We start from the raw sequence: 25,626 nt of genomic DNA on the forward strand, positions 1-25,626 counted from the left end.
TGGGTAACCGAGTGACTGCCGTCCGTGTGTGGGTTGCTGTCACCGGGCACACGAGCAGTCGAGTCGCAACGTTTGACCACCCGCTCGACGAAGCGAAACCAGTGACTAGCCGACTGTTCGGGACGCTCTGCGGGTTCGTCTTCCTCGTCAACTTCGGCAGAGTCGCCTTCGCGCCGCTCGTCGAACCGCTCCGGACGGAGTTCGGTATCGGGTCGGCCGCCGTCGGCCTCGTCATCTCGCTCGTCTGGTGGGGGTCGGCGCTGCCGCGCATCCCCGTCGGTGTGCTCCTGACGCGCGTGCCGCGACACCGGGTCGTCCTCGGAACTGGCGTGCTTCTGACGGCGGCCGCCGCGTTCACCGCGTCGGCGACGTCGCTCCTGACGCTCCAACTGGGAGCGTTCTGCATCGGTCTCGCCTCGGGGGCGTACTTCGTCTCGGCGGTCCCGCTGCTCGGCGAACTCTACCCGGAGTCGGTCGGCCGGGTCGTCGGCATCCACGGGATGGCGAGCCAGCTCGCGGCGGTCGTCGTGCCGACGGTCGCCGTCTGGCTGCTCTCGCAGGCGACGTGGCGGGCGGTGTTCTGGCTGCTGACGGCCGCGGCGGCCGTCGTGACGCTCGCGCTCGCCGTCGTCGCCGACGGCGACACGGTGCCCGAGAACGCCGACGCCGACCGCGACTTCCTGGCGGCGCTGACACACTGGCGCACCATCCTGCTCGGCGTGGTGATGGTCGCCGCGCTCGGTTTCGTCTGGCAGGGACTGTTCAACTTCTACGTCGAGTACATGACGACGGTGAAAGGGCTGTCGCCGACGACGGCCGGGACGATGCTGACGGTCGTCTTCGCGGCCGGCGTCCCCGCGTTCTGGTTGAGCGGCCGACTCGCCGACCGCCTGCCGAACGTCCCCTACGTCCTCGCGATCCACCTCGCGTTCGTCGTCTGTCTCGTCGCGCTGACGCTCGTCTCCTCGCGGGCGGCGCTGTTCGCGGTCACGGCGGCGATCGGTTACGTCGTCCACAGCCTCTTTCCGGCGCTCGACACCTACGTCCTGGGCGTGCTGCCGGCCGACAACCGGGCGGCCGCCTACGCCGTCTTCAGCGGGACCGCGCTCCTCCTCGAGGCGGGCGGAAGCGGGACGCTCGGCTATCTCCGGGAGGTCGGTCTCGGGTTCGACGTCGTCTTCCTCGCCGCTGCGGGCGGCCTCACCGCCGTTCTCCTCGGTCTCACGGCACTGTACGTCCTCGACGCGTTCCCACGACCCGCAGCAGAACCGACCGACGCGAGCGTCTCCTAACCGATCTGTCGTCCGTACTCTCTGTTTCGACGTGTGTTAACGGATTCCGAAGGGTTTACTTCGTCGCCGTATAATGAAGGGATATGTCAGGGCTGCTACCGTCTGACACGCAGCCGTCTCAGAAGCGGGACGGTGACCTCCGCGTGCTCTGGCTCGACGACGAGGAGTCGGACCAACTCATCAGTTCGCTCTCCTCGGAGACAGCCCGCTCCATTCTCACCGCGCTTCACGAGGCTCCCGCGACGGCCTCGGAACTCTCCGAGACGGTCGACACCTCGCTCCAGAACATCCGACACCACCTGACGAACCTGCAGGACGCCGGGTTGATACAGGTCACCGACACGCGATACTCGGTGAAAGGGCGGGAGATGAACGTCTACGCGCCGACCGACGATTCGCTCGTCGTCTGCGTCGGGCGGGAAGACGACCGATCGACGTTCCTGGACTCGTTGCGACGGTTGCTCGGGACGGTGGCGGTGCTCGGAGTTGCGAGTCTCCTCGTCCAGTTCGCCTTCGGGACGAGCGTCGTCGACGTCGGCGGCCCGGGGACCGCCCCTCGCGTCGGCGACAGCGTCGGCGGCGCGACCGGACCGCTCCTCGGACTGCTGCCGCCCGGTGCGGCGTTCCTCCTCGGCGGGTTGCTCGTCCTCGCCGTGGTCGCCGTCTGGGATCATCGACGGAGGTGAGTGGATGACGGCGAGGCGAACCAGGGGTGGGCGGGTGTGAGCCAGCGCCCGCGACGAGTCGCCGTCCACGTGGTACTCGCACTCCTGTTCGCGTCGACCTTCGCAGCCCCCGCGCTCACGCAGTCGTCGATGCCGGGCGACGCCACCCTCGGCGGTCCCTCTCAGTACGACGACCTCCTTGTCATGCAACGCGGCGCGATACAGGCGTCGATCGAGGCGCGGACCACCGTCGACGACCCCCGAGAGTCGATCGCCGGGCTCCACAGCGAGGGCAGTCGCGGCACCGACGGCGTGCGTGCGATCCGTGCCGACGAACTGCACAGACGGGGGATCACCGGTGAAGACGTGAAAGTAGGCGTCGTCGGCAGCGCGTTCGACGCCGACAACGCCGCCATCGCCGACCGCGTCGCCGGCCACTACCGCGCCGACGAGGGACGTCGTACCACGCAGACCGCACACGACACAGCCGTCGCCGAGGTGGTCACCCGGACCACCCCGGACGCGGCGCTCTATCTCGCCGGCGTCGGCGACAGTCCCACCCCGCGGTCGTACGCCGACGCCGTCGACTGGCTGGTCGAGCAGGACGTCGACGTCATCGTCGACTCGGGAAGCTACTTCGCGCCGACGACCGGCGAGATGAACCGCATCTCGGCGGCCGCCGAGCGCGCGTCCGACCGGGGCGTTGTCTTCGTGACGTCGGCGGGCAACTACGCCAACCGTCACTGGGCCGGCGTCGCCGACGGCGAGGAGTGGGTCTCGTTCGCGCCCGACTCCGAGTCGAACGCCCTCGCCGGCGGCGACGTGACGAGCGGGCGCGTCTCGCTGAATCTCTACTGGAACAGTTCGGCGGACTACGACCTCTATCTCTACCGGAAGACGCCCGGCGAGGATCCGGTCGTCGCGAAGTCAACGACGCGACAGGACGGCGAGAACGCCTCGTCCGTCGAGACGGTCGACGCCGTCGTCCCGAAGGGAGTCTACTACGTCGGCGTCTACACCCACGAGGACGCGGCCGACGAGACACAGCTCCGTCTGTTCTCTTCACACCACTCGCTGACGTATACGACGGCGGCGGGCAGCATGGTCGCGCCGGCGACGAGCGAGCGCGTCATCACCGTCGGTGCGCTCGACGCGAAGAGCGGTCACGTTCGAGCGTACAGCTCACAGGACCGGACCGGCACGCTGCCCGACGTCACGGCTCCCGACGGCGTCGAGACGACGGCCGCCGGAACGTTCTACGGCACGTCTGCGGCGGCTCCGTACGTCGCGGGGTCGGCCGCACTCGTGAAGTCACGCGACGGCGAACTCTCTCCGAAACAGGTCGAACAGCTGCTCGAGGCGACCGCACGCGAGACGGAGCACGGCCGTCAGATCGACGCGCTCGCGGCGGTCGAAGCCGCCTCGTCGGAGAACGTCACTGCTCGTGTCGGCCACGGGTCGTGACCCGACCCGCCCCGACGTTCACCCGGTTCACCCCGACGTTCATCACGGTGGCGACTGTCGGAGTTAGTAGATGAGACGGCCAGAGTCGGGTGGGATCTGACGTGCGCGGACGACACCGTTGGTGGCAGCGTCACCCGTCGACCCGCCGCGAACGGCGCATCGAGGAGTACTGGAGTTGGCTGGCCGTCTCGCTGTTCTTGCTCGTGACGGTCGATCTCCTGACCTCGATCGCTGCGGCCGCGGTCGTCGGCGTCGGCGCGGAGAGCAACCCGCTGATGGCGTGGCTCCTTCGGCAGGAGCTGCCAGTGCTCGTCGGCGTCCACGTGGCGGTGGTGGTACTCGTCAGCGTGTCTTTCGCCGGGGTGGTACGGATGCTCCGGCGGACACCCGACCCGCACGCTCGCTACTTCGCGTTCGGAATCGAACTCTGGCTCGGGTCGTTGCTCGCCGTCGGCCTGTTCGTCTTCGCGAACAACCTCTCGGTCGTCGTCCACGGAGCGAGCCTCCTGTGACCGAACCAGAGTTTTTGTGTGAAGCCGCGACCACGCTCCGATACAGCTAACCATGGCTACGAGCGAGGAAACGTCGTGACCTGGAAGTCGGTGTTCGGCCACGCGGAGCCGTATCCGGAGCAGGCAGAGGGGATCGAGACCACCATCGAGACCGCATCACGCGGCGGGTTCACGGTGCTCGAAGGCGCCTGCGGCACTGGCAAGACCATGCTCGCGCTCACCGCGGGCATCGACCGCGTACGCGATCCCGACTCCGACTACGAGCGAGTGGTCGTCCTCACGAGCGTCAAACAGCAACTGCGACAGTTCGAGGACGACCTCCGGACGATAAACGAGAACCTCCCCGACGACTGGCGACCCGTCTCCGGGTTGACGCTCGTCGGCAAGGCCGACGTCTGTCCCTACAGTCGCGAGCGCGTCGCCGGTGTCGACGAGACGAACGTCTACGACCGCTGTGAGGGACTCCGCGAGCGGACGCGAAACCTCGTCGGCGACGGCGGCGACACCACCGCGGCGTCGCTCGTCTCGCAGGCGCGACAGGCCCAGACCGGCCTCGCCGACTCGGGGGCGGGCGGCCCGGACTACCTCGAGACTGCGGGCGATCCGACGCCCTACCTTCCAGAGACCCCCGAGTACGGCGACACGGAGTTCTGCCCCTTCTACGCGCAGTTCCTCGACGACCTGCCGGAGGACGGCGACCCCGTCGAGGCGGTGCCGTTCGACTTCGCCGACCGGGGGCTGCTCGAACCCGACGACCTCGTGTCGCTGTCGGCGGGGTTCGGAACCTGTCCGCATTCGATGATGGGGGCGGTTCTCCCTCACGTCGAAGTCGTCGTCGGCAACTACTACCACGCGTTCGACCCGACGACGGCGTCGACGTTCACCGGTGCGCTTCTCGACGACTCGACGTTCCTCGTCTGCGACGAGGCGCACATGCTGGAACCGCGGGTCCGCGACCTCGTCAGCGACGCTGTCGGCGACGTGAGTCTCCGTGACGCCGAGTCCGAACTGACACGCGTCATCCAGCCCCTCGAGTTCGACGACGAGAGCGCGACGTCGACGGCCGACGCCGATCTCGTTCGCGCGGAACTCGAGGAGTCGGACGTCACGCTCGCCGAACTGAAGGAGCTCCGGCAGTTCCTCGACGACCTGCGCGAGGAACTGGACCGCCGAGTGAAAGCACAGCTCGACCGCGTCCAACCCGACTGGCGGGCCGACCTGACGCGACTGGAGGACCACGAACTCCCGCTTCGAGACCCCGAGGAACCCGCGACCGACGAGATAACCGAGTGGGCACAGGATGCGGGGTACGACGGCGGCGTCTGGGCGCGTGCCGAGATACTCGGCTCCGTCGTCGCACGGGTGCTGAACTCCGCCGAGGAGGAGGACAAGAAACGCGCTACACCCGGCGTCGGCCGCGTCCTCGGCGAGTGGTACCGGCAGGACCACGAGCGATACTTCCGCGAGATCGAGTTGGAGCGGACGTGGGACGAGACACAGCCCCCCGACTCGTGGCGACGGGCCTACAACGCGCGTCTCGCACTCCACAATTGCGTGCCGAGCGACGCCATCGGCAGCCAGTTGGCCGAGTTCGGAGGTGGCGTGTTGATGAGCGCGACGCTCGAACCGCTCGACGTGTTCCGTCGCGTCTCCGGCCTCGACTATCTGGAGGAGGAGGGACGGCCGGTCGTCGAGCGGACGTTCGGACTGGGGTTCCCTCCGGAGAACCGTGCGAGTTTCGCCGTCGACGCGCCGAAGTTCACCTACGGCAACCGAGGGTCGCCGGGCGAGGAGAACGCGACGCGGCAGGTGTACGCCGACGCGGTCTGTGAGGTGGCCCGTCGTTCTGGAAACGTCCTCGTCGGGATGCCGAGCTACAGCGAGGCTGAGTGGATCGCGGGCGTCCTCCGCGACCGACTCGACAAACCCGTGCTCGTCGACGAGTCGAGCGACGACGTCGTCACCGAGTCGCTGAAGACGGAGTTCTTCGGCGGCGACGACAAGGTGCTCGTGACCAGCCTCCGAGGAACGCTCACGGAGGGTGTCGACTACCGCGGCGACCGTCTCGCGGCTGCCGTCGTCTGCGGCGTCCCCATCATCAACACGTCGAGTCCACGGACGAGAGCCGTCAAGACGGCGTACGACCGGGAGTTCGGATCGGTGCCCGCGAGCGACGCGGGTAGTGGTTCGCAGGGCGGGGCAGCGTCCCGAAGCGGGTTCGAGACGGCGCTGACAGTGCCGGCTGTCCGGAAGGCGCGGCAGGCGATCGGTCGGGTCATCCGGGGGGCCGACGAAGTGGGCGTCCGCGTGTTCGTCGACGCCCGCTACGCCCGCGACTCGTGGAACAGCGTCCGCGAGTACCTCCCCGCCCAGGAGCGCGAGGAGTTCACCGCCGTCAGTACGGACATGCTGTCGTTCGCCCTCGATCAGTTCTGGGACGACCGCTGACCCGCGCGCCGGACTTGCCGGGTACGAGGACGTCCGCAACTACGACGGGTCGTGGACCGAGTGGGGGAACCTCATCCGGTCGCCCATCGCGGTCGGCGAGGAGGACGAGGAGAACGAGGAGAACGATGACTGAACGGTCTCGGCGACAGAACCGTCAGGGAAGCAGGAAGTAGAAGAAGACGAGATAGCTCCCGACCAGGATGCCGCCGTCGACGCGGGTGACGTCCCGGTTGCGGAGCATGAGTGCGATGACCCCGAAGGTGAAACCGATGAGCACCGGGAAGTCGAACGTGATCGTGTCGACCGGAACCTTCAGTGGCACCATCAGGGCGAGGGCGCCCAGTACGGCGAGGATGTTGTAGATGTTCGATCCGACGACGTTGCCGATGCTGAACTCGGACTCGCCGCGTATCGCACTGACGACCGAGGCGGCGAGTTCCGGGAGCGACGTCCCGAAGGCGAGGACGGTCAGACCGACGAACCGGGGGCCGAAACCGAGTTCGACGAGCGCCCCCTGTCCGCCTTGGATGAGCCACCGCGACCCGAGGAGGAGGAGGAGGAGACCACCGGCGAGTCGCAGCGCGTCCGCGAGTCGGGGGTCGACCTCTTCGTCGAGGTCGACCTCGTCGGACTCGACGGGACCCTCGGACTGGCGCATCCGATGGAACAGGTAGGCGGTAAACGCCGCCAAGAGGAGGAGAAAGACGCCGCCGTCGAACCGCCCGAGTCGTCCGTCGAGACCCAGTCCGACGAGCACCACGGCAGCAGCGACCATGAAGGGGACGTGCTCTTTGAACACGGCGTCGTCGACCGAGAGCGGTCGGATGAGGGCGGCGATGCCGAGGACGAGACCGATGTTGGCGATGTTCGATCCGACGATAGCGCCGAGTCCGAGACTCGACGAGTGGTCGATACCCGAGAGGATGGCGACGAACAGTTCGGGCGTGGTCGTCGCGAAGGCGACGACGGTGATGCCGACGATGGCGGCTCTGAGCCCGAACCCGAGCGCGAGTCGAGCCGCGCCGTCGACGAGCAGTTCCGCACCGAGATAGAGCAGTACGATCCCTGCGAGCAAGTAAAGCGAGTGCGTCGAGAGCAGTACGTCGGTCGCCGACGTCGCGACGCCGGACTGGAGTAACGACGTCGCGTCGGCGGAGACGAGATCGGTTGGGAGACCACCGTAGCGGAACATTACCGTCGGTAGTCGACAGGAGGCCATAAATCCGGCGTGTCGAGTATCACAACCAACAACGCGAGTGTGTGAAACGAGAACACCCCACACGGTCCGGGCGGCGAGCGAATCCGGCGAGAGTGACCAACCGTTCAGTCGGCGTTCCAGGCGTTTCGGCAGTCGTCGCTACAGAAGTGGTGGTGTCGGATGCGGTCGTCTTCGACCTCGGTGACGACGCGATGTGTCGGCGACTGGACGATCTTCGTCCCACAGGTGGCACACTCCGGGGCCGTGCTCTCGTCGACGTCCTCACCGAGCTCTGACGTGGGGTCAACCATGCTTCGGTACTCTGGGTTCCCATCGCACTTGAATCCGACTTCGACGGCAGTTTTCGGTCGGTAGCGACAGGTAGGTCTCGCTACGTTCGGCTATAGAGTGCTCTTAGTAGCGATTATGTAGTGACGGCCGAATCTCTATACCGAGTTAGCTATGTCAGGAGCCGACACGGAGTTCACTCGGGCGGGTCGTCGGACGGAGACGCGGACCGGACGGGAGTTCGACCTCCACAGCGTCGTCGTCAGCTACGAGGACGGCCCCGACGAGTGTACCATCTATCCCCGTCGTCTCGGTTGTTACGAGCGGACCGCCACGTGGCTCACGGCGAACGTCGACTGTTTCGTCGACCTCGCGGACGCCCGGTAGGTCGGAGTCCGTCCGCCAGCGTCTGTCGCGTCGACGGTCAGTCCGTCGACTGTCCGACGTCCGACAGCGTCTGTTGGACCGCCTCCTCGCCGACGGCGGCCGCCAGCGCCTCGAACCCCCGTCGGACCGACCGGTCGCCCGCGTTGGCGACGAGACGGGAGACGATGAACTCCGGCGTCGACTTGCCGACCGTGCCGAACCGCGGCTGGTAGTCGACCCGGAGCGCGAGCTCCTGCGTCAATCCCTCGGCGAAGATGCCGTCGATGCGCGCCTCCGACGGCAGCGGGCTGAGTTCGTCGGCGAGGTGGGTGACGTACACCCCGAGCGCGCCGCGGTCGACCGTCAGTTGGACCAACCCGTTGAGCAGGTCTGCGGCCCGCCCCGGTTCCGTGATCGCCTCGAACTCGTCGACGAGCATCAGCGCCCGCCCCTCGTCGGTCAGTGGCGGGACGATGGACTTCAGCGTCGACTCCAGCACGCCGGCGTTGAAACTGGCGTGCCGGCGGTGGAAGACGACGGTGTCGAACCGCCCTACCTCCGCCGACGACGCGGGGACGGGCAGCCCCATCGCGGTCAACAGCGTCACCTGGCACAGCGTCTCCAGCAGCGTCGTCTTCCCGCCGGAGTTCGCCCCCGTGAGGACGGAGACGCGGTCACCCGACGGCGGGGCGTTCGCGACTCCCCTCACACCGTGCTCGCCGACGCCGTAGGTGACGGGTTGGACCTCGCCCTCCAGCAGCAGGTTCCGAGCGTCGACGACCGCGAGTCCGTCGTCGACGAGCGTCGGCCGTCGGAGGTCGTGGGCGACCGCAAACCGCGCAAGCGAGAGGGAGAAGGCGATGTCGTCGACGGCTGCGACGGCGGCGTCGACGTCCCCGCGGGCCGTCTCGACCGCCTCCGCGAGGTCGGCACGCACCGTCGCTTCCCGGCGTTCGACCCGCTCGTCGAGGTCCGCCGCCAACGCCCGCAGCGTCGTGCTCACGAAGTCCGCCGCGTCCACCGGGTCGTCGGCAGCGGCGCTCCGAACCTCGCCACGAGTGAGCTCCGTTTCGCGGGCGACGTACTCGGCGACGCCGTTCTCGAAGTCGTCGAGGCTTCGGACGCCCGAGTCGCGGACGGTGTCGAGGACGTCGAAGGCGCTGTTGCTGAGCGTCTCCGCCTCCTCGTGTTTCGCGCGCAGTCGGTCGAGCTCGTCGTCGGCACCGTCGACGACGCGGCCGTCCTCGACGTAGCCGAGCGCACCCGCCGCCTCCCGGAGCGCGTCGGGGTCGACGTCGTCGAGGGCGGCGAACGCGCCGCCGCTCAGCCCCGCCTCTCGGAGGGCGAGTGCGGCCTCGACGGCGGCGCGTTCGGTCCCCCCACGCTCGTCGTAGCGGGCGAACGCGTCGAGCACCGTCTCGCGGTCGTCTTCGTCCAACTCCTTCCACGCCGCCGTCGCGTCGAGCACTTCGTCGAGTCGCGACTCGACGGCCGCGCGGTCGGTCAACGGCGTCAACACGCGGATCCGGTCTGCGGCGTGGTCGGTGACGGCGTACTCGCCGGCGAGCGACAGCAGTTCGTCGTAGACGCTGCGGGCATCGGACGTACCGAGCGTCGCCATCCCCGCGTCCCCGTTCGCTCGCCGGAGGATGCGGGTCGCTCGTCCACGAGAGACCCCCGCGTCGGCCAGCGCGCGGATGTCGGCCGACTCGATTGCTTCGAGGGCCGCCTCGGTGCCGAGCGTCTGGCGGAGGCGTTCGCTCGTCTTCGGCCCGACTCCCCAGTAGTCCTCCAGTCGCATACCCGTCTCTGACGTCGCCCCGGGCTTAGTGGTTACCTGTCGCTCGTCGCAATGGGTCGGCCGACAAGAGTCGTCGCTATCGGACGGGGACGGTCTCGGTCGCCCGCTCCGAGCAGTCGGCGAGGATTCGTGCGAGGAGTCGGACGGCCTCTTCGTGACGGTCTCGAGACTCGCGCAGCGCCATCGGTGTCACTCCGAGGGCGGCGTACGGTTCGAGATCCGCCGGCGTCGCGACTCCACTCTCGGCGTACTCCTCGGCGACCTGCACGAGGAGCGTGTGGAGGTGGATCAGTTCGTTCTTCTTCACTGTGATGCACGTACGTGCTCAGATGGCCTAAGTGGCACGGTACCCCCTCTTGAGAAGGAGTTTACTCTCTCTGAGAGTGTGAGAGAATCTCCGACTGGCGGTCGGATGGGGAATAGGTCGAACGGAAGAACGGTCGAGCGGGGCGCAGATCACCGGTCTACCACCGGCCGACGAGCGACTCGAACCGCTCGCGGTCGTGGCCGTAGAGGACGGCGGCGTCGTGGCGGCGTTCCAGCTCCTTCAGCGTCTGGAGGCTCTCGAACCAGTCGCGTTCGCTCCAGAGGAGACCCGGGCCGAGCGGCACCTCCTCGGCGTAGTTGGCGTCGACGTAACACTCGTCGCCGGCGACGAGCAGCGTCTCGTCGTCCGGCAGATCGACCTTCGCGCCGAGCACGCCGGGCGTGTGTCCCGGCAGGTGGAGGAGTTCGACCCCGTCGACGAGCGTCCGGCGGTGGCGGTGGACGACCTCCCAGTTCAGGTCGTGGTCGAAGTCGCTCGCGAGGTAGGCGATCGAGCCCTCGGTCGTCTTGGCGCTGTAATAGGCGAACTTGAGTTCGTCCTCGTGAACGTAGACCGGGACGTCGGTCCCCGCGAACTGTCTGAGACCGCCGGCGTGGTCGAGGTGGAGATGGCTCGTCACGACGGCGTCGACGTCGTCGAGCGAGTAGCCGACGTCGTTCAGGTCGTCCTCGAGGCGGTGTTCGCCGGCGTCGACGTGTTCGAAGGCGTCGTAGAGCGGTTTTGGCCAGTACCCGTCGCCCGCGTCGGGGTGCGACCCGGTGTCCCAGAGGATCGTCGCCTCGGGGTGGTCGACGACGGCGTTCCAGACGACGAACTCGACGATCTCGTGGTCGGGGTTGGGGTTCTCGGCGTCGGCCATCGCGTAGCCGTCGACGACGTAGTTCCTGTCGGCGTGGACGCGGCCGCGGTCGACGAGCGTGACCGAGATGTCGGACATAACCCCGGTTCGGACGGGACGAGGTTAACTGTTCGTTCGTTGAGAGACTGGCCCAAACACAAAAACGTCACCCGCGCGTTCGGTCGCGTGTGAGCACGGACGAATCCGCGCCGAGCATGGACGAACCGCGCCCGGCCGAGGGGTGGCCGGACAGCCCTCTGACCACGGACGAAGCCCGAGACCTCCTCGACGAGGACGTCGTCGCGGTGTGGGTGATGGATCACGACGAAGATACGCGAGAGACGGTCCTCACGAAGAACGACCCCAACGACGCCGTCATCGAGCTCATCCTCGAGACGTCGACGAACTTCCGGATGTACAGCTACACCCACGGCGTCAACGGGACGGCGTGGATGGACTACGGCGAGACCGAGAAAGGAACCGACGGCGCGGAGATGATGCTCGACACGCTGGAGAGCTATCACGTGCTCGTCGGCGACCCGGGTCGCTGAACCGTCGGCAGTCGCAGCGAGGAAAAGCGACGACGTCAGGCGGTGACGGAAAAACGGTCACCGCCGCTCAGATGACGTTCTGGAGGATGCCGCCGTCGACGGCGAGCGCCTGCCCCGTGACGTTGCGGTTCTGCGCGTAGAAGACGGCGAGGCGACCCATATCCTCGGGCGTCTGGTCGCGACCGAGCGGGATGACCCGCTCGATGGTGTCGGCGTAGTCCTCCTCCAGCGTCGGCGTGAGCACCTTGTTCCACATCGGCGTGTCGACGATACCGGGGCAGATGGCGTTCACCGTCACGTCGTCGGGGGCCAGTTCCAGCGAGAGCGACTTGGTGAGCCCGAGTACGGCGTGCTTCGAGGCGCAGTAGTGGCCCAGTCCGGCCGCGCCGATGGTGCCGGCGATGGAGGCGGTGTTGACGATCGTCCCCTCGGACTCTTTGAGATGCGGGATCGCCGCCTGCGAGCAGAGGAACACGCCCTTCACGTTCACGTCCATCACCGAGTCCCACTCGGCCTCTTTCATGTCTTCGACCGGGTCGACCGTGATGATGCCCGCGTTGTTGACGAGGATGTCCAGTTTCCCGAACTCTTCGACCGTCTCGTCGACGAGCGCCTGCACCTGGTCGGCCTTCGTCACGTCGCACTCGGCGACGTGACCGCGGCGTCCCTCTGCCTCGATCCTGTCGACGACCTCCCGTGCCCGCGTCGCCCCGCTCACCTCGCGCGAGGACTGCTGGTTGTACTCCGTGTCGAGGACGTCGACGTCGGCGACGACGACGTCACTCCCCGCGGCGGCGAGTTCGACTGCGATCCCCTCGCCGATCTGTCCGCCCGCACCGGTCACGATCGAAACTGCTCCCTCGAGTGAGTGTTCGGCTACCATAGCTCCCACTGAGAGACGCCAACATACGACATAGTCGTTCGTCGTGTCGATCAGGACAGTCTTTCGGAACGGAGTTTCGACGGTCGAGAGAAGCGTCGGTGTCGTCGTCTACCGCCGTCTACTGTCGCTGGCGGTAGATGAGGTTGCGCTGGACCGCGTTGGTCCCCTCGTAGATGACTGGGATACGCACGTCGCGGTAGACGCGGGCGATGCGGCGGTCCGTCAGGTTCGAGCGGCCGCCGTGGAGTTGCATCCCGCGTTCGGCACACTGGACGGCCGTCTCGGTCGATTTGGTCTTACAGAGCGCCGCCCAGTAGCCGGCGTTGTCGTGGCCTGCGACCTTCTCGGCGGCCCGCCAGTTGAGCGCCCGGGCGGACTCGAACTCGATGAGCATGTCGGCGAGGTCGTGTTGGACCGCCTGGAACTCAGAGACGTCGCGACCGAAGGCGCTGCGGTCGTGGACGAACGCCCACGCCTCCTCGATGGCGGCGGCGGCCATGCCGAGGCCGTGGCCGCCGACGACGACGCGACCGTGGTTGAAGAAGTCCGCGAGCATGTAGAAGCCGCCGCCCTCGCTCCCGATGAGGTTCTCCTCCGGGACGGCACAGTCGTCGAAGACGATGTGAGCCTGTTTGGAGGCGCGCATCCCCATCTTCTCGGGGATGTGTTCGGCCTCGTATCCCTCGGTGTCGGTCTCGACGATGAACATCGAGTAGTTGGAGTAGCGGTCCTCCTTGTCGCCGGTCTTCGCGTAGACGGTGACCCAGTCGGCCTCGACCCCGTTGCCGATCCAGTACTTCTCGCCGTTGAGCACCCACCCTTCGTCGGTCTTCTCGGCGGTCGTGGTCATCCCGGCGAGGTCCGACCCCGTCTCGGGTTCCGACACGGCGAGACCGGAGATCTGCTCGTTCTCGGCGACGGGGCGGAGGTACTCCTCCTTCTGTTCCTCCGACCCGTACTGTTCGACGATCTCACAGCCGAAACTCGCGAGCTGGAGGGTCAGCGCGATGCCGGCGTCGGCCTTGTAGAACTCCTCGGCGATGGCGAGGATCTGTTCGAGGTCGTACCCCTTCCCGCCGTACTCCTCGCTGATGTCTTGGGCGACGAGTCCGGCGTCCATCCCGGCCTCGAGGATCTCCCACGGGTACTCGCCCGTTCGGTAGTACTCCTCTGCGTTCGGTTCGATGTGCTCGGCCGCGAACTCGCGGGCTTGCTGTTTGACGTCACGGGCGTGTTCGGGGACGACGCTGTCGTCGAGAAGGTCCATGCAACGTGGGTAGAACCCACACGATTTAATACCAAGTGAAATTCTGTGTCCAGGAAAACGAGTTTATTGTTCCAAGCTGTGAAACTGCCGGAGTCGTCGAGTGTCGTTACTTCACGCCCGGGTTCGCGTCACCGTGCGTCCCGGACTCCGCACCCTCGTTCTCGGCGGTGACGTCGAACGACGTCGTACTGACACTCACGCCGGGGTTGTCGGGTGCGATGTTGCGGAGGCGCTGGTACGTATATCCGGCGTCGCCGCTGTAGGCCGGGTACTCGTCCTGCATAAGCGAGACGCTTTCGTACCCACCGTCTGAAGTTGGCTGCTCTTTGAGCAGCACCGTCGTCAGGCGCAGGTGAACGGTCGTCGACTTCGAGTTCCCGTCCGTCGCGGCGTCGAGTGCCGTCGTGTCACCGACAACGCCGTAGTTGCCGTTGGCGTAGCCCCCAGCGTCCGAACCGAGACTCGCGCCCGTCCAGTGAGCTTCGTCGGGGTAGGCCGATGCCTCGTCGTAGTAATCGTCCATTCCTTCCTTGTAGAGCACGACTTTCGGTGGCACCTGCTTCGACCCGTCGTTCGGATCGACGAAGTCGCCGTTACCGTTGATGTCGTAGAACGCCGAGTTTTTCGTCGCGAGCGGAACACGGCCAGTGTCGGGGTAGCGGTCAGACGTTCCGTACTCGGGGATAGGACTGCCGTTCTCGTCGCGCTCCGAGAACAGCCACGGTGTCTCACGGTAGACTGGTTTGAATCCCTGGCCTTCGATACCCGCTTCGAGGATGTAGCGGACCTTTTCGGGTTTCTCGTCGAACCCTTCCCACTTCGTGTAGACGCGCGGGTTGACGAACACCTCGGTAACGTTCCCGTCGTCTGTCGTCACGGTTCCAGGGTTTCCGGCGTCGAGCGTACTGGTCATCTGTGCGGCAGCCGAGCCCGAGAGCGTCGCGAACCCGGTGCCACCAGCGACTGCGGTTCCGCCAATCAGCGAGAGTGCCTTTCGTCGAGTGAATTGCATTCGATCAGATCCCCTTGTGTTCGTGAACCTGGCATCGACACTATACCGGACCAGCGCACCACATCGCGCAGTGCGTCCGACTTGGTCTGGTTCGGCGTTCGCCGGGGTCGAACACACTCCACCACAAGAGATGGACGGCATTCAACAATTGCCGCCAGACAATCCACAGAGTGAGTAAAAACCCGAGTAACCGGCACTTATCGACCAGTCCGTCGCTTCGTGAGGAGACACGGTGTCTCCCCAGAGACCCGATCTAGTCCTGTCCCGGTGCAGCTTCGTCCGGCGTCTTCCCCTCGACCAGCGACTCGTCGTCGTACTGGTCGCGCAGCACCTTCTTGTCGAACTTTCCAGTTGCCGTCTTCGGCACCTCGTCGATGAACACGACCTCGTCGGGCGTCCACCACTTCGGGAACTTCTCGGCGACGAGTTCCTGCAGGTCGGCCCTCAACCCCTCGTCGTCGACGCCTTCCTTCGGCACCACGCAGGCGACGGGCCGCTCCTGCCAGCGTTCGTGGGGGACGCCGATGACCGTCGCCTCCGCGACGTCGTCGTGGGCCATCAGCGCGTTCTCCAGTTCGACCGAGGAGATCCACTCGCCGCCGCTCTTGATGACGTCCTTCGCGCGGTCGACCAGTTCCATGTAGCCGTCGGGGTCGATGGTGACGACGTCACCGGTCTTCAGCCACTTCCCGCCCGGGGCGTCCTCGAAGTCTTCCTCGTTGGCGTCGGGACGCTTGAAGTACTCCGTGACGACCCACGGTCCGCGGACCCACAGCTCGCCGAAGTCCTCGCCGTTCTGCGGCACCTCCTCGCCGTCGTCGCCGATCACCTTGTACTCGAGACCGGGGACGAACAGCCCCTGTTTGGCCCGCTTTTCGTACTGTTCTTCCTTGCTCAACTCCTCCATGCCGGGTTTGAGATGCGAGACGGTGCCGATCGGCGACATCTCGCTCATCCCCCACGCGTGGAGGACGTCGACGTCGTACTCCTCGTCGAACCGTCGGATGACCGACTGGGGTGCCGCGCTGCCGCCGATGACGATGCGCTCCAGCGACGAGAGGTCCGCGTCGTGCTCGTCGAGATAGTCGAGCAGCCCCAGCCAGACGGTTGGGACGCCGGCGGTGAGCGTCACGCCTTCCTCCTCGATGAGCTTCGCGAGGTCCTCGGAACTCGGGGCCGGCCCCGGGTAGACGTGTTTTGCTCCTGCTGCTGTCGCCGAGAACGGCATCCCCCACGCGTTGACGTGGAACATCGGGACGACGGGCATCACCACGTCGTCCGCGCCGATGTCGAGTCCCGACTGCGGCAGCGACGCCATCGTGTGCGCCCAGAGCATCTGCTGGGTGTACTCGACGCCCTTCGGTTTCCCCGTCGTCCCCGAGGTGTAACACATCCCCGCGGGTTGCTCCTCGTCGACCTCGGGCCAGTCGTAGTCCGCCTCCCGACCGTCGACGAACGACTCGAAGTCGGTCACCGGCGACAGCGACGTGTCGGGAACCGAACTGCCGACGACGACGAACTGGTCGACGGAGGCGAACGCCTCCTCGCCACCCTCGGCGGCGACGGCGGCCTCCAGTTTCTCGAGCAGCGACGGATCGACGAAGATCACCGAGTCGCTCGCGTTCTCGACGATGTACTGGATGTGGTGTGCCGGGAGTAGGGGGTTGATCGTGTGCAGCTGTGCGCCCATGTTCGGCACCGCGAAGTAGGTCTCGAAGTGCCAGTGGTGGTTCCACGAGAACGTCGCGACGCGGTCGCCCTCCGAGACGCCGGCGGCGGCGAGCGCGTCGGCGAGTTTACCGACGCGTCGTTCGTACTCCGCGTAGGTGTATCGCTGTACGCCTTCGTGTGTCCGCGAGACGATCTCTCGGTCGGGAAAGAGTCGACTCGCTCGCCACAGAAGCGGCCGCAGTGTCTGGTCTGTCGTGCCTGCCATACCCACACAAGCAACGCGTCTGTAATGATTTTTCCTACTGCGATCCGCTGTCGCCACCCGATTCGTCGCTCGCGTTCGACGCCGGGTCGATGTCGCGGTCGCTCGTCGCGTCGGCGTCGCCCGTCGCGTCGGTCTCGTTTGTCGCCTCCGCTTCGGCGTCTGCGACGTCGACCCGGTCGGGCGCTGCGAGCAGGTCGCGGACGACGCTTCGTTCGACTGTCCCCGAAGCGGTTCGCGGGAGTTCGTCGGCGAACCGTACCAGCCGCGGGAGTTTGTAGCCGGCGAGTCGCTCCCGGCAGTGGGCTTCGACCTCGTCGGCGGTCACCTCGGCGTCCGAGGTGACGACCAGCGCGGCCACCCGCTCGCCCCACTCCTCGTCGGGGAGCCCGACGACCGCCGCCTCCTCGACGGCGGGATGTTCGCGCAGGGCGTCGACGACCTCGCCGGGGTCGACGTTCTCGCCGCCGGTGATGATGCGGTCGTCCTTCCGGTTGAGCACGTACAGCCAGCCGTCCTCGTCGCGATACCCCACGTCGCCGGTGTGGAGGCCGCGCTCGCCGAACGCCGCGGCCGTCGCCTCGGGGTCGTCGTAGTAGCCCGGCGAGACGGTCGGCCCCGAGACGACGAACTCGCCGAGCTCACCCGTCTCGACCGGATCGCCGAGTTCGTCGACGACGGCGACGTCCGTCCCGAAGAGCGGACGGCCGACGCTGCCGAGACGGTCGACGGCCTCCTCGGGTCGGGCGGTCGCGATCTGCGAGGCGGTCTCGGTCATCCCGTAGGTCGGACAGACCGGGACGTGGTAGTCACGGCAACGAGTGACGAGTTCCTCGGAGGCGGGTGCGCCGCCCAGGAGCACGAACCGAAGCGAGTCCGAGAGCGTCCCGCGACTGTCGAGCATCCGCTTGAGCATCGTCGGCACCAGCGAGACGCCCGTCACGTCGTACGTACTGATGTCGTCGGCGGTCGCACCGGGGTCGAACTCGCCGCGGAGGACGACCGTCGTCCCGTACAGCGTCGACCGGTAGAGCGGTGCCAGCCCGCCCATGTGGTAGAGCGAGAGCGGGACGAGCCAGCGGTCGTCGGGGAGCACGCCGAGGTGGAACGCCGAGGCGACGGCGCTGGAGAAGACGTTGCCGTAGGTGAGTACGACCGCCTTCGGGTCGCCGGTCGTCCCCGAGGTGAAAAGCAGGACGAGCGTGTCGTCGTCGGCCCACTCGGCGGGCGAGACGTCGCCGGGGTTCGCCCCGTCGAGCGACGCGACGCGCTCCCACTGGGGGTCGTCGAGCGAGACGAGCGGGATCGAGTGGGTCGACTCGTCGGCGACGGTAGTGTCAGCCTCGGAGACGTCGTCGTCGTCGCCGCCGACGGCCGCCGCGACCGCCTCGACCGCCTCGACGGCGAGTCGTTCGGTCGACTCGCCGCAGACGACGGTCGTCAGGTCGGCGGTCTCCATCTGCTCGGCGAGTTCGCCGGGCGTCAGCCGGGTGTTGAGTGGGACGAGCGTCGCGCCGAGTCGCATCGCCGCGTGGACGAGGCTGACCGCCTCGACGCGGGTCGACAGCAGCATCCCGACGTGGTCGTCGGCTTCGACTCCGAGACCGGCCAGTCGCGCCGCGAGGCTCGCGACGTCGGCGTCGAGGTCGGCGTAGTCCCAGCGGTCGCCCGTCTCGGCCGAGACGAGTGCCGTCGCGTCGGGCGTGGCCCGCACGCGGTGGGAGAGCCAGTCGTTCATCGGTCGGAACTCTCGCCGGGGGAACTACTCTCTTTGCATCGCGAGAGCCCACGGTCGCCGCATCGGTAGCTTCTTTCACGCGCCTCGCCCAGCAACCGACAGATGCCACCTCGCCGGCTTCGTTCCCTCCTCGACTCCCGCCGCCCTCTCCGCATCGCGTTCGCGCTCCTGGTCGTCGTCGCCGTCGGCGTCCTCGCCGTCTCGTACGTCACGGCACCACCGACGTTCCCCGAGCGCGTCGAGAGCGGCCAACCGGTCGCCGAACCCGCGAACGGCACGACCGTGGTCGCTACACAGGGACTCGGCCGGCAGGGGTGGCACCACGCGTTCGTCGGCGACAGCCCAGGCGAACTCGTCGCCGTCGCCGCCGACGGCTCCGTCGCCTACTACGACGACACGTACCAGAGCTACTGGGACGTCGACCCCGTCGAGGGGACCGAGTCGACCGTGCTGTACGTCGCCGCGGAGTACCTCTCGGCCGAGGAGTGCGAGGCTGCGACGAGCTGTTATCGGAACCGCGTGCTGGAGACGAACGTCTCGACCGGCGAGACCACCGAGGTGTACAGCTACCTCGTCCGCAACGAGCCGTCTATCCGCTGGCACGACGTCGATCGATACGGAGAGGACAGCCTCGTCGTCGCCGACATCGCCGAGGACCGGGCGTTCGTCGTCGACACGACGACAGGCATCGTCGAGTGGCAGTGGGACGCTCAGAGCGACTTTCCCACCGGTTCCGGCGGCGAGTATCCGACCGACTGGACGCACATCAACGACGTCGAGGTGCTCGACGACGGTCGACTGATGCTCAGTCTCCGCAACCAGGACAGAGTGGTCTTCGTCGACCCCGACGAAGGCGTCCAGCGGAACTGGACGCTCGGCGAGGAAGACAACTACAGTATCCTCTACGAGCAGCACAACCCCGACTACATTCCAGAGTCCCGTGGCGGCCCCGCCGTCGTCGTCGCCGACTCGCACAACAACCGGGTCGTCGAGTACCAGCGCGTCGACGGCGAGTGGGAGCAGTCCTGGCAGTACGGCGACGCCGTCCTCCAGTGGCCGCGCGACGGCGACCGACTCCCCGACGGCCACACGCTGATCACCGACTCCAACGGCGACCGCGTCGTCGAGGTCGACGAGTCGGGCGAGGTCGTCTGGACGCTGGATGTCAACCTTCCCTACGAGGCCGAACGCCTCGGAACAGGCGACGAGTCGACCGGTGGGCCGAGCGCGACGAGCGCCGACCTCCAGTCACACGAGGCCGACCAGAACGGTGGTGGTCTCTCGCTTCGCTCGATCGCCTACGCCGTCGTCCCCGGTGAGATCATCCTCGGTCTCGGGTTCGTCCTCCCGTCGTGGATGGGGTTCACCGAGGCGCTGGTGCTGTTCGGACTGCTCGGCACTCTCGGCGTCTGGGCCCTTCTCGAACTCTACTGGCTGCCGTGGTCGGTGAGCATCCACAGGCCGCTTCGGATTCGACGGGAGGAGTGAGCGCCCTTCACGGCCCGACGCTCGAAACCGGCAGTCAGTGCTGGACGAACTCGACGAGCACGCCGCCGGTCGACTTCGGATGCAAGAAGGCGACGTCGTGGCCCCACGCGCCCGATCGGGGCTCCTCGTCGACGAGGTCGACGCCGAGGTCGCGAGCGGTGTCGAGTGCGGCCTCGATGTCGTCGGTCGCGAGGGCGACGTGGTGGAGACCGGGGCCGTTGCGGTCGAGGTACGTCGCGATGGCACCCTCGTCGTGCGGTTCGAGCAACTCGAAGTAGCCGCCGTCGAGTTCGAGGAAGACGACGGTCATCCCGTCGAACTCCTCCTCGTGGACGACGGGTGCGTCGAACAGGTCGTCGAACAGGTCGGCGAGTGCGGCGGCGTCGTCGGTGGCGACGCCGGCGTGGTCGAACTGCATGACCGGGACGAGGTGCGTGGGACGTATAAACGTGACACATACGAGCGGGGGCGGTGCGCGGAGACGACGATGGCCATCAACTAGTTGCGTGAACGGACCCTGTTTCCCGAGGATGCGTGTGCTCGTCACCGGTGCGACCGGGTTCGTGGGGAGTCGTCTCGTTCCGACGCTCGTCGACCGCGGTCACGAGGTCGTCGTGTTGACTCGCGACGCCGACTCCTACGACGGCGCGGCCGACGAGGTCTACGAGGGCGACGTCCTCGAGGCGGGGAGCTTCGAGCACGCACTCTCGGACGTCGACGCCGCCTACTACCTCATCCACTCGATGGACGCCAGCGAGGACTTCGCCGAACAGGACCGCCGCGGCGCACGCCACTTCGAGCACGCGGCGAGCGAGGCTGGCGTCGATCGCGTGCTGTATCTCAGCGGACTCGGCGAGGACCGCGTCGACCTCTCGGATCACCTCGAGTCGCGGCGGGAGGTCGAACGGATACTCTCGGAGGGGTCGTTCGACCTGACGACGCTCCGGGCGGCGGTCGTCATCGGGAGCGGCAACACCAGTTTCGACATCGTCGAGCAGTTGGCGACACGCCTCCCGGTGATGGTGACGCCGCAGTGGGTCCGCGTCGACTGTCAGCCGATCGCCGTCGCCGACGTCGTCGCGTATCTCGTCGGGACACTGGAGACGCCCGAGACGGCCGGAACGACGTACGACGTCGGCGGCGAGGCGGTGCTTACCTACGGCGACCTCCTCGGCAAGACCGCCGACGTCGCCGGGCGCAGTGCGGTTATCGTCCCCGTCCCGGTGTTGACGCCGCAACTCTCCGCCTACTGGGTCGGTCTCGTCACCGACGTCCCGAACTCGGTCGCCTACCCGCTCATCAAGGGGCTGAAGAACGAAGTCGTCGCCGACGACGACGCGGTCCGAACGGCGATCCCGATCGAGTTGACGCCGTACGACACGGCCATCGAGCGGGCGCTCGGCGACGAGACGAACCCGGAGGACGACGCCGAACGCGCAGTCGAGAAACTCGCGCGTCTCGACCGCTCCGAGAGCGGCGACTGAACCGAGCGCGTCGGCTGGCGGGTGACGGTGTCACGTCGGACGTCGATCGACCGCGTCGCACCTGACGTCGCTCGCGAGTCGAACCCGCAGGAGTATTCACCGCGCGTTCCCAACCGGCCACCAATGAGTGCGCCGAACCGCAACGTCCTGTGGGCTCGCACCTTCGTCGACGAACTGGCGACGGCGGGCGTCTCGGCCGTCTGTATCACGCCCGGGAGTCGGTCGACGCCGCTGACGACGGCGTTCGACGAACACGACGACGTCCACGTCTTCTCGCATCTCGACGAGCGAGCGTCGGCCTTCTTCGCGCTCGGCCGCGCCCGTCGGACGGGGAAAGTGACGCCGCTGGTCTGTACCTCGGGGACGGCCGCGGCGAACTTCCACCCCGCCGTCGTCGAGGCGTTCCAGTCGCGTGTCCCGCTACTGCTCCTGACGGCCGACCGACCACCGGAACTCCGCGACTCGGGTGCCAACCAGACCATCGACCAGGAGAAGCTCTACGGCGACGCCGTCCGATGGTACAAGGATATGCCCGAACCGGAGGCGACGGAGCGGAAACTGCGGATGCTCCGGACCACCGCCGACCGGGCGCTCTCGGAGGCGACGGGCACGCCCTCGGGGCCGGTGCATCTCAACTTCCCGTTCCGAAAACCGCTGGAACCGACGCCCGTCGCCGGCGACGTCCCGGCAGACCTCGACACGGAGGCCGTCCTCGGGCGGGAGGACGACCGCGAGTACGTGAAGACGACGAGCGGCGTCCCCGAACTCGACGACGACCGTCTCCGACGGCTCGCCGAGGAACTCGAAGTCGAACGCGGTCTGATCGTCGCTGGTCCCGCGGACGCACCCGGCGTCGACCACGAGGCGATCACGGCGCTCGCCCACGCGACGGGGTTCCCCGTCGTCGCCGACCCGCTCTCGGGACTCCGTTTCGGCGGTCACAACCGCGTGACGACGGTGCTCGGCGGCTACGACGCCTACCTCGACGAGCGCGTGACCGACGAGTGGCCCGACCCGGAGGTCGTGTTCCGGTTCGGGGCGTCGCCGACCTCCAAGCCGCTCCGAAAGTATCTCGCCCGCAGCGACGCCCGCCAGTTGGTCGTCGACCCCGCCGGCGAGTGGCGGGAAGCCGAGTACGCCGCCACCGACCTCGTCGTCGCCGACCCCTCGCGACTCGCCGGGACGCTCTCGCGGATCGTCCGCGCCCCGAAGGACGCTTCGTGGACCGAACGCTGGCAGGCCGCCGAGGAAGCTCATTGGAACGCCGTCGACGACGCGGTCGAGAACGGCGAGTCGTTCGAGGGTCGTGTGCTCGCAGACGTCGCCGCCGTCGCCCCCGAACCCTCCACCGTCTTCGTCTCGAACAGTATGCCCGTCCGCGACGTGGACCGCTTCGCCCGCCCCGCCGCGCGGAATCTGACTGTTCTCGGTAATCGCGGGGCCAGCGGCATCGACGGCATCACCTCGACGGCGCTCGGCGCCGGGAGCGCGACGACGGACGACCTGACGCTCGTCACGGGCGACATCGCGTACTACCACGACCTCTCTGGACTCCTGGCGGTCGGTCGATGCGACGTGGACGCCACCATCGTCGTCGTCAACAACGACGGCGGCGGCATCTTCCACATGCTCCCCATCGAGGACTACGACCCGCCGTTCACGGGGCAGTTCAAGACGCCACACGGGCTGGAGTTCGAACCGACGGGCGACCTCTTCGGGATGGCGTTCGCCCGCGTCGACGTCGAAGGGTTCCGCGACACCTACGCCGAGGCCGTCGCCAGCGAAGGGACGCACGTCGTCGAGGTGACGAGCGACGCCGAGGCGAGCCACCGCGTGCGGGAGTCGCTGCAGGAGCAGGTCGTCGACGCGCTGACCGAGTAACGAGTCGAACGGTCGGGTTGCGAACAGTTTTGGCGGGCCACGCCGACGCTCCCGACGATGCCCTCCACTGCCTGGAAAGTCGCCACCGGCACGGTGATAACGCTCGTCCTCGCGTACGCCGTCGTCGTCGCCGGACAGATACTGCTCGGGGTCGTTGCCGCGACGCTCGTCTTTCTGGTGTCGTGGCTCGTCGCGTACGCCCGTGAGTCCGACGCCATCCCACCGCTGGGAAATCGACGACTCGCACTGACGTCTGGACTGTCGGTCGTCGTACTCGCGTACTCGTTTCTCGTCGCCGGGCAGATACTGCTCGGTCTGTTGGCCGTCGTCGCAATCTTCGCAGTTGCCTACGGTCACTCGATACTCACACGCTACGGCTATCCTGCCTCGCTCGGCCGAACACGAACCATCGTCGTCGTCGTACTCTCCGTGCTCATTCTAGTGTATGCGCTCGTCGTCGCCGGACAGATTCTCCTCGGGTTCATCGCTGTGTTCCTGCTCTACGTGACGGCGTGGCTGACGAGTCCGACCGGGCCGCTGCTGAACGAGTGACACGGCGAACGACGAGCGTTTATGTGCCAGAGGAGACAACGAGAGACCATGCCGCCGAACCGCGGGACGGACCTCTCGACCGAACAGCGACAGCTCCGGCCGCGCAAGGAAGAAAGCAGCTTCAGCAAGTGGCTCCAAGACGTGTTCGACGCGACCGCCGAGGTGCTCGTATTCACGATTCCGATACTCGGCGTGGTGTTTCTCACCGGCGACGTCGAGGTGACGTTCATCCTGCTCGCTGCACTCTGCTCGCTGGTCTTGGGCGTCGCTATCCAGCGTCACCGCCCGCTCGGTCTTCCGTGGCCGGGGATGACGCCACTTCTCGTCCTCGTCCGACTCGTCGTCTACAACGTCGCACTCGCGGCCGGACTGGCGCTCGGCGGACTGCTGTTCGCCGACCCGATCGTCGGCTTCTCGTGGGTCGAACAGCCCATCCTCGGCCCGAGTCTCATCGCCGCCCTCGTCGGCGTCGTCGCCGTCGTCGGCTTCCCCTACCTCGCGCGTGCGCTGGGGCACGTCCGACACGGGTGAGTGTCCGTCTCCGAGGCCTCTCGCACCGTCGCCGCCGACGGCGGGGTTGCGGAACCGGCCGACGGGAATCTTTTTGCGCGCTCCGACCCCGCCTTCGAGCATGGTTTCGGACCTCTTCGACCCCGACCGCTGGGAGGCGGTCGAGGCGTTCGACTTCGACGACGTCACCTACCACCGAGCGGTCGACACCGCGGCCGTTCGCATCGCCTTCGATCGCCCGGAGGTGCGCAACGCCTTCCGCCCGGGGACGGTCGACGAACTCTACACGGCGCTGGACCACGCCCGCAAGCAGGCGAACGTCGGCTGCGTGCTCCTCACCGGCAACGGCCCGTCCCCGAAAGACGACGGCTGGGCGTTCTGTTCCGGCGGCGACCAGTCCGTCCGTGGCGGGTCGGGCTACGAGTACCGCGACGACGACGAGGCGAGCGAAGACGACGACCCCGCGGTCCGCGAGGCCAAAGCGGGGCGTCTCCACATCCTCGAAGTCCAGCGCCTGATTCGGTTCATGCCGAAACCCGTCGTCGCCGTCGTCCCCGGGTGGGCCGTCGGCGGCGGCCACTCGCTGCACGTCGTCTGCGACCTGACGCTCGCCTCCGAGGAGCACGCGAAGTTCCTCCAGACCGACCCGGACGTCGCCTCCTTCGACGGCGGGTTCGGCTCTGCCTACCTCGCCCGGCAGGTCGGCCAGAAGAAGGCCCGGGAGATCTTCTTCCGGGGGAAGACCTACTCTGCAGAGGAAGCAGTCGACATGGGGATGGCCAACGAGGCGATTCCGCACGAGGAGTTGGAGGAGGTCGCCCTGGAGTGGGCCGACGAGATGACCTCGAAGTCGCCGATGGCGATGCGGATGCTCAAGTACTCCTTCAACGCTATCGACGACGGGATGGTCGGCCAGCAGGTGTTCGCCGGCGAGGCGACGAGATTAGGATACATGACCGAGGAGGCTCAGGAGGGTCGAGACGCCTTCATGGAGAAGCGAGAGCCAGAGTTCGACAAGTTCCCCTGGCACTACTAAACGACCTTTTTCTACGTCGGGTGTCCTCGCGCACCTTCGGTGCGCTGCGGGCACCACTCCTTGAAAAAGCTCGAGCAAAAAGACCGCCCCG

The 25,626-nt window shown here is 67.2% G+C and carries 24 protein-coding genes and 1 pseudogene; 14 read left to right on the forward strand and 11 right to left on the reverse strand.

Annotated elements, in window-relative coordinates; translation table 11 throughout:
- Positions 1–101: 101 nt before the first annotated feature.
- The 6 genes and pseudogenes from BSG17_RS12170 to BSG17_RS28600 form a co-directional block, all read left to right on the forward strand.
- Entirely contained in the window at positions 102–1,292 is a 1,191-nt protein-coding gene (locus BSG17_RS12170; RefSeq protein WP_089824416.1) for an MFS transporter, read from the forward strand.
- Between the two features lie 83 nt (positions 1,293–1,375).
- Positions 1,376–1,978: an ArsR/SmtB family transcription factor gene (locus tag BSG17_RS12175; protein WP_089824418.1), complete on the forward strand. Its 603-nt coding sequence runs from the start codon at positions 1,376–1,378 to the stop codon at positions 1,976–1,978.
- On the forward strand, positions 1,979–3,421 hold the full coding sequence (locus BSG17_RS12180) for a S8 family serine peptidase (RefSeq protein ID WP_089824420.1): 1,443 nt from the start codon (positions 1,979–1,981) through the stop codon (positions 3,419–3,421).
- Between the two features lie 101 nt (positions 3,422–3,522).
- Positions 3,523–3,933, forward strand: a complete 411-nt coding sequence (locus BSG17_RS12185; protein ID WP_089824710.1) for a hypothetical protein — start codon at positions 3,523–3,525, stop codon at positions 3,931–3,933.
- Between the two features lie 75 nt (positions 3,934–4,008).
- The gene (locus BSG17_RS12190) at positions 4,009–6,381 is read left to right on the forward strand and encodes an ATP-dependent DNA helicase (protein ID WP_089824422.1); all 2,373 of its coding nucleotides are present in this window, start codon (positions 4,009–4,011) and stop codon (positions 6,379–6,381) included.
- Positions 6,382–6,394: 13 nt separating this feature from the next.
- Positions 6,395–6,514: pseudogene (locus BSG17_RS28600) on the forward strand (sulfurtransferase); the annotation flags it as partial.
- A 21-nt stretch (positions 6,515–6,535) separates the two neighbouring features.
- Here BSG17_RS28600 and BSG17_RS12195 read toward each other — a convergent pair.
- Together BSG17_RS12195 and BSG17_RS12200 are read right to left on the reverse strand one after the other, a co-directional pair.
- Positions 6,536–7,573 (reverse strand): calcium/sodium antiporter, encoded by a 1,038-nt coding sequence (locus BSG17_RS12195; protein WP_089824425.1) that lies wholly within the window; start codon positions 7,571–7,573, stop codon positions 6,536–6,538.
- A gap of 131 nt (positions 7,574–7,704) precedes the next feature.
- Positions 7,705–7,890, reverse strand: a complete 186-nt coding sequence (locus BSG17_RS12200; protein WP_089824427.1) for a DUF7576 family protein — start codon at positions 7,888–7,890, stop codon at positions 7,705–7,707.
- Between the two features lie 151 nt (positions 7,891–8,041).
- On the opposite strand from BSG17_RS12200, the gene BSG17_RS12205 reads away from it, so the two are divergent.
- Positions 8,042–8,254 carry a DUF7511 domain-containing protein gene (locus tag BSG17_RS12205; protein WP_089824430.1) on the forward strand — a complete coding sequence of 71 codons (213 nt, stop codon included), beginning with the start codon at positions 8,042–8,044 and terminating at the stop codon, positions 8,252–8,254.
- A gap of 37 nt (positions 8,255–8,291) precedes the next feature.
- On the opposite strand, the gene BSG17_RS12210 is transcribed toward BSG17_RS12205, so the two are convergent.
- From BSG17_RS12210 to BSG17_RS12220, 3 genes are all read right to left on the reverse strand, one after another.
- The gene (locus BSG17_RS12210) at positions 8,292–10,034 is read right to left on the reverse strand and encodes a DNA mismatch repair protein (protein WP_089824432.1); all 1,743 of its coding nucleotides are present in this window, start codon (positions 10,032–10,034) and stop codon (positions 8,292–8,294) included.
- Between the two features lie 76 nt (positions 10,035–10,110).
- Entirely contained in the window at positions 10,111–10,341 is a 231-nt protein-coding gene (locus tag BSG17_RS12215; RefSeq protein ID WP_089824434.1) for a UPF0058 family protein, read from the reverse strand.
- Positions 10,342–10,498: 157 nt separating this feature from the next.
- Positions 10,499–11,299, reverse strand: a complete 801-nt coding sequence (locus tag BSG17_RS12220) for an N-acyl homoserine lactonase family protein (protein WP_089824436.1) — start codon at positions 11,297–11,299, stop codon at positions 10,499–10,501.
- An 89-nt stretch (positions 11,300–11,388) separates the two neighbouring features.
- On the opposite strand from BSG17_RS12220, the gene BSG17_RS12225 reads away from it, so the two are divergent.
- Positions 11,389–11,751: a hypothetical protein gene (locus BSG17_RS12225; protein ID WP_211609123.1), complete on the forward strand. Its 363-nt coding sequence runs from the start codon at positions 11,389–11,391 to the stop codon at positions 11,749–11,751.
- Between the two features lie 67 nt (positions 11,752–11,818).
- On the opposite strand, the gene BSG17_RS12230 is transcribed toward BSG17_RS12225, so the two are convergent.
- The 5 genes from BSG17_RS12230 to menE all read right to left on the reverse strand — a co-directional run bounded on the left by BSG17_RS12230 (position 11,819) and on the right by menE (position 18,584).
- Positions 11,819–12,634, reverse strand: coding sequence for an SDR family NAD(P)-dependent oxidoreductase (locus tag BSG17_RS12230; RefSeq protein WP_089824440.1), 816 nt, complete (start codon positions 12,632–12,634; stop codon positions 11,819–11,821).
- 118 nt (positions 12,635–12,752) lie between these two features.
- Positions 12,753–13,901 carry an acyl-CoA dehydrogenase family protein gene (locus BSG17_RS12235; protein WP_089824442.1) on the reverse strand — a complete coding sequence of 383 codons (1,149 nt, stop codon included), beginning with the start codon at positions 13,899–13,901 and terminating at the stop codon, positions 12,753–12,755.
- A 106-nt stretch (positions 13,902–14,007) separates the two neighbouring features.
- Positions 14,008–14,913, reverse strand: coding sequence for a hypothetical protein (locus BSG17_RS12240; protein ID WP_089824444.1), 906 nt, complete (start codon positions 14,911–14,913; stop codon positions 14,008–14,010).
- Between the two features lie 253 nt (positions 14,914–15,166).
- Positions 15,167–16,849 carry a long-chain fatty acid--CoA ligase gene (locus BSG17_RS12245; protein WP_089824447.1) on the reverse strand — a complete coding sequence of 561 codons (1,683 nt, stop codon included), beginning with the start codon at positions 16,847–16,849 and terminating at the stop codon, positions 15,167–15,169.
- A gap of 34 nt (positions 16,850–16,883) precedes the next feature.
- Positions 16,884–18,584, reverse strand: coding sequence for an o-succinylbenzoate--CoA ligase (gene menE / locus BSG17_RS12250; RefSeq protein WP_089824449.1), 1,701 nt, complete (start codon positions 18,582–18,584; stop codon positions 16,884–16,886).
- Positions 18,585–18,686: 102 nt separating this feature from the next.
- Between menE and BSG17_RS12255 the strand changes: the two genes are divergently transcribed.
- Complete coding sequence (locus tag BSG17_RS12255; protein WP_089824451.1) at positions 18,687–20,072, forward strand: aryl-sulfate sulfotransferase; 1,386 nt, start codon at positions 18,687–18,689, stop codon at positions 20,070–20,072.
- A 34-nt stretch (positions 20,073–20,106) separates the two neighbouring features.
- Here BSG17_RS12255 and mce read toward each other — a convergent pair whose 3' ends face one another.
- Positions 20,107–20,490, reverse strand: coding sequence for a methylmalonyl-CoA epimerase (mce, locus tag BSG17_RS12260; RefSeq protein WP_089824453.1), 384 nt, complete (start codon positions 20,488–20,490; stop codon positions 20,107–20,109).
- A 112-nt stretch (positions 20,491–20,602) separates the two neighbouring features.
- Between mce and BSG17_RS12265 the strand changes: the two genes are divergently transcribed.
- From BSG17_RS12265 to BSG17_RS12285, 5 genes are all read left to right on the forward strand, one after another.
- Complete coding sequence (locus BSG17_RS12265) at positions 20,603–21,556, forward strand: NAD(P)H-binding protein (protein ID WP_089824455.1); 954 nt, start codon at positions 20,603–20,605, stop codon at positions 21,554–21,556.
- 123 nt (positions 21,557–21,679) lie between these two features.
- Entirely contained in the window at positions 21,680–23,437 is a 1,758-nt protein-coding gene (menD, locus tag BSG17_RS12270; protein ID WP_089824712.1) for a 2-succinyl-5-enolpyruvyl-6-hydroxy-3-cyclohexene-1-carboxylic-acid synthase, read from the forward strand.
- Between the two features lie 57 nt (positions 23,438–23,494).
- A complete protein-coding gene (locus BSG17_RS12275) occupies positions 23,495–23,989 on the forward strand; it encodes a hypothetical protein (RefSeq protein ID WP_089824458.1) in 495 nt (164 codons plus the stop codon).
- 48 nt (positions 23,990–24,037) lie between these two features.
- Entirely contained in the window at positions 24,038–24,520 is a 483-nt protein-coding gene (locus BSG17_RS12280; RefSeq protein WP_089824460.1) for a DUF8215 family protein, read from the forward strand.
- A gap of 100 nt (positions 24,521–24,620) precedes the next feature.
- The gene (locus BSG17_RS12285) at positions 24,621–25,535 is read left to right on the forward strand and encodes a 1,4-dihydroxy-2-naphthoyl-CoA synthase (protein WP_089824462.1); all 915 of its coding nucleotides are present in this window, start codon (positions 24,621–24,623) and stop codon (positions 25,533–25,535) included.
- Positions 25,536–25,626 lie beyond the last annotated feature (91 nt).

Origin of the sequence: Halogranum amylolyticum, from assembly GCF_900110465.1 — an archaeon.
Classification (GTDB): Archaea; Halobacteriota; Halobacteria; order Halobacteriales; family Haloferacaceae; genus Halogranum; species Halogranum amylolyticum.

Coding starts and splice junctions, on each gene's coding strand:
- BSG17_RS12255 (WP_089824451.1), top strand. CDS start 18,687: ATGCCACCTCGCCGGCTTCGTTCCCTCCTCGACTCCCGCCGCCCTCTC.
- BSG17_RS12245 (WP_089824447.1), bottom strand. CDS start 16,849: ATGGCAGGCACGACAGACCAGACACTGCGGCCGCTTCTGTGGCGAGCG.
- BSG17_RS12210 (WP_089824432.1), bottom strand. CDS start 10,034: ATGCGACTGGAGGACTACTGGGGAGTCGGGCCGAAGACGAGCGAACGC.
- mce (WP_089824453.1), bottom strand. CDS start 20,490: ATGCAGTTCGACCACGCCGGCGTCGCCACCGACGACGCCGCCGCACTC.
- menD (WP_089824712.1), top strand. CDS start 21,680: ATGAGTGCGCCGAACCGCAACGTCCTGTGGGCTCGCACCTTCGTCGAC.
- menE (WP_089824449.1), bottom strand. CDS start 18,584: ATGAACGACTGGCTCTCCCACCGCGTGCGGGCCACGCCCGACGCGACG.
- BSG17_RS12275 (WP_089824458.1), top strand. CDS start 23,495: ATGCCCTCCACTGCCTGGAAAGTCGCCACCGGCACGGTGATAACGCTC.
- BSG17_RS12230 (WP_089824440.1), bottom strand. CDS start 12,634: ATGGTAGCCGAACACTCACTCGAGGGAGCAGTTTCGATCGTGACCGGT.
- BSG17_RS12220 (WP_089824436.1), bottom strand. CDS start 11,299: ATGTCCGACATCTCGGTCACGCTCGTCGACCGCGGCCGCGTCCACGCC.
- BSG17_RS12235 (WP_089824442.1), bottom strand. CDS start 13,901: ATGGACCTTCTCGACGACAGCGTCGTCCCCGAACACGCCCGTGACGTC.
- BSG17_RS12265 (WP_089824455.1), top strand. CDS start 20,603: ATGCGTGTGCTCGTCACCGGTGCGACCGGGTTCGTGGGGAGTCGTCTC.
- BSG17_RS12175 (WP_089824418.1), top strand. CDS start 1,376: ATGTCAGGGCTGCTACCGTCTGACACGCAGCCGTCTCAGAAGCGGGAC.
- BSG17_RS12205 (WP_089824430.1), top strand. CDS start 8,042: ATGTCAGGAGCCGACACGGAGTTCACTCGGGCGGGTCGTCGGACGGAG.
- BSG17_RS12240 (WP_089824444.1), bottom strand. CDS start 14,913: ATGCAATTCACTCGACGAAAGGCACTCTCGCTGATTGGCGGAACCGCA.
- BSG17_RS12285 (WP_089824462.1), top strand. CDS start 24,621: ATGGTTTCGGACCTCTTCGACCCCGACCGCTGGGAGGCGGTCGAGGCG.
- BSG17_RS12200 (WP_089824427.1), bottom strand. CDS start 7,890: ATGGTTGACCCCACGTCAGAGCTCGGTGAGGACGTCGACGAGAGCACG.
- BSG17_RS12280 (WP_089824460.1), top strand. CDS start 24,038: ATGCCGCCGAACCGCGGGACGGACCTCTCGACCGAACAGCGACAGCTC.
- BSG17_RS12195 (WP_089824425.1), bottom strand. CDS start 7,573: ATGTTCCGCTACGGTGGTCTCCCAACCGATCTCGTCTCCGCCGACGCG.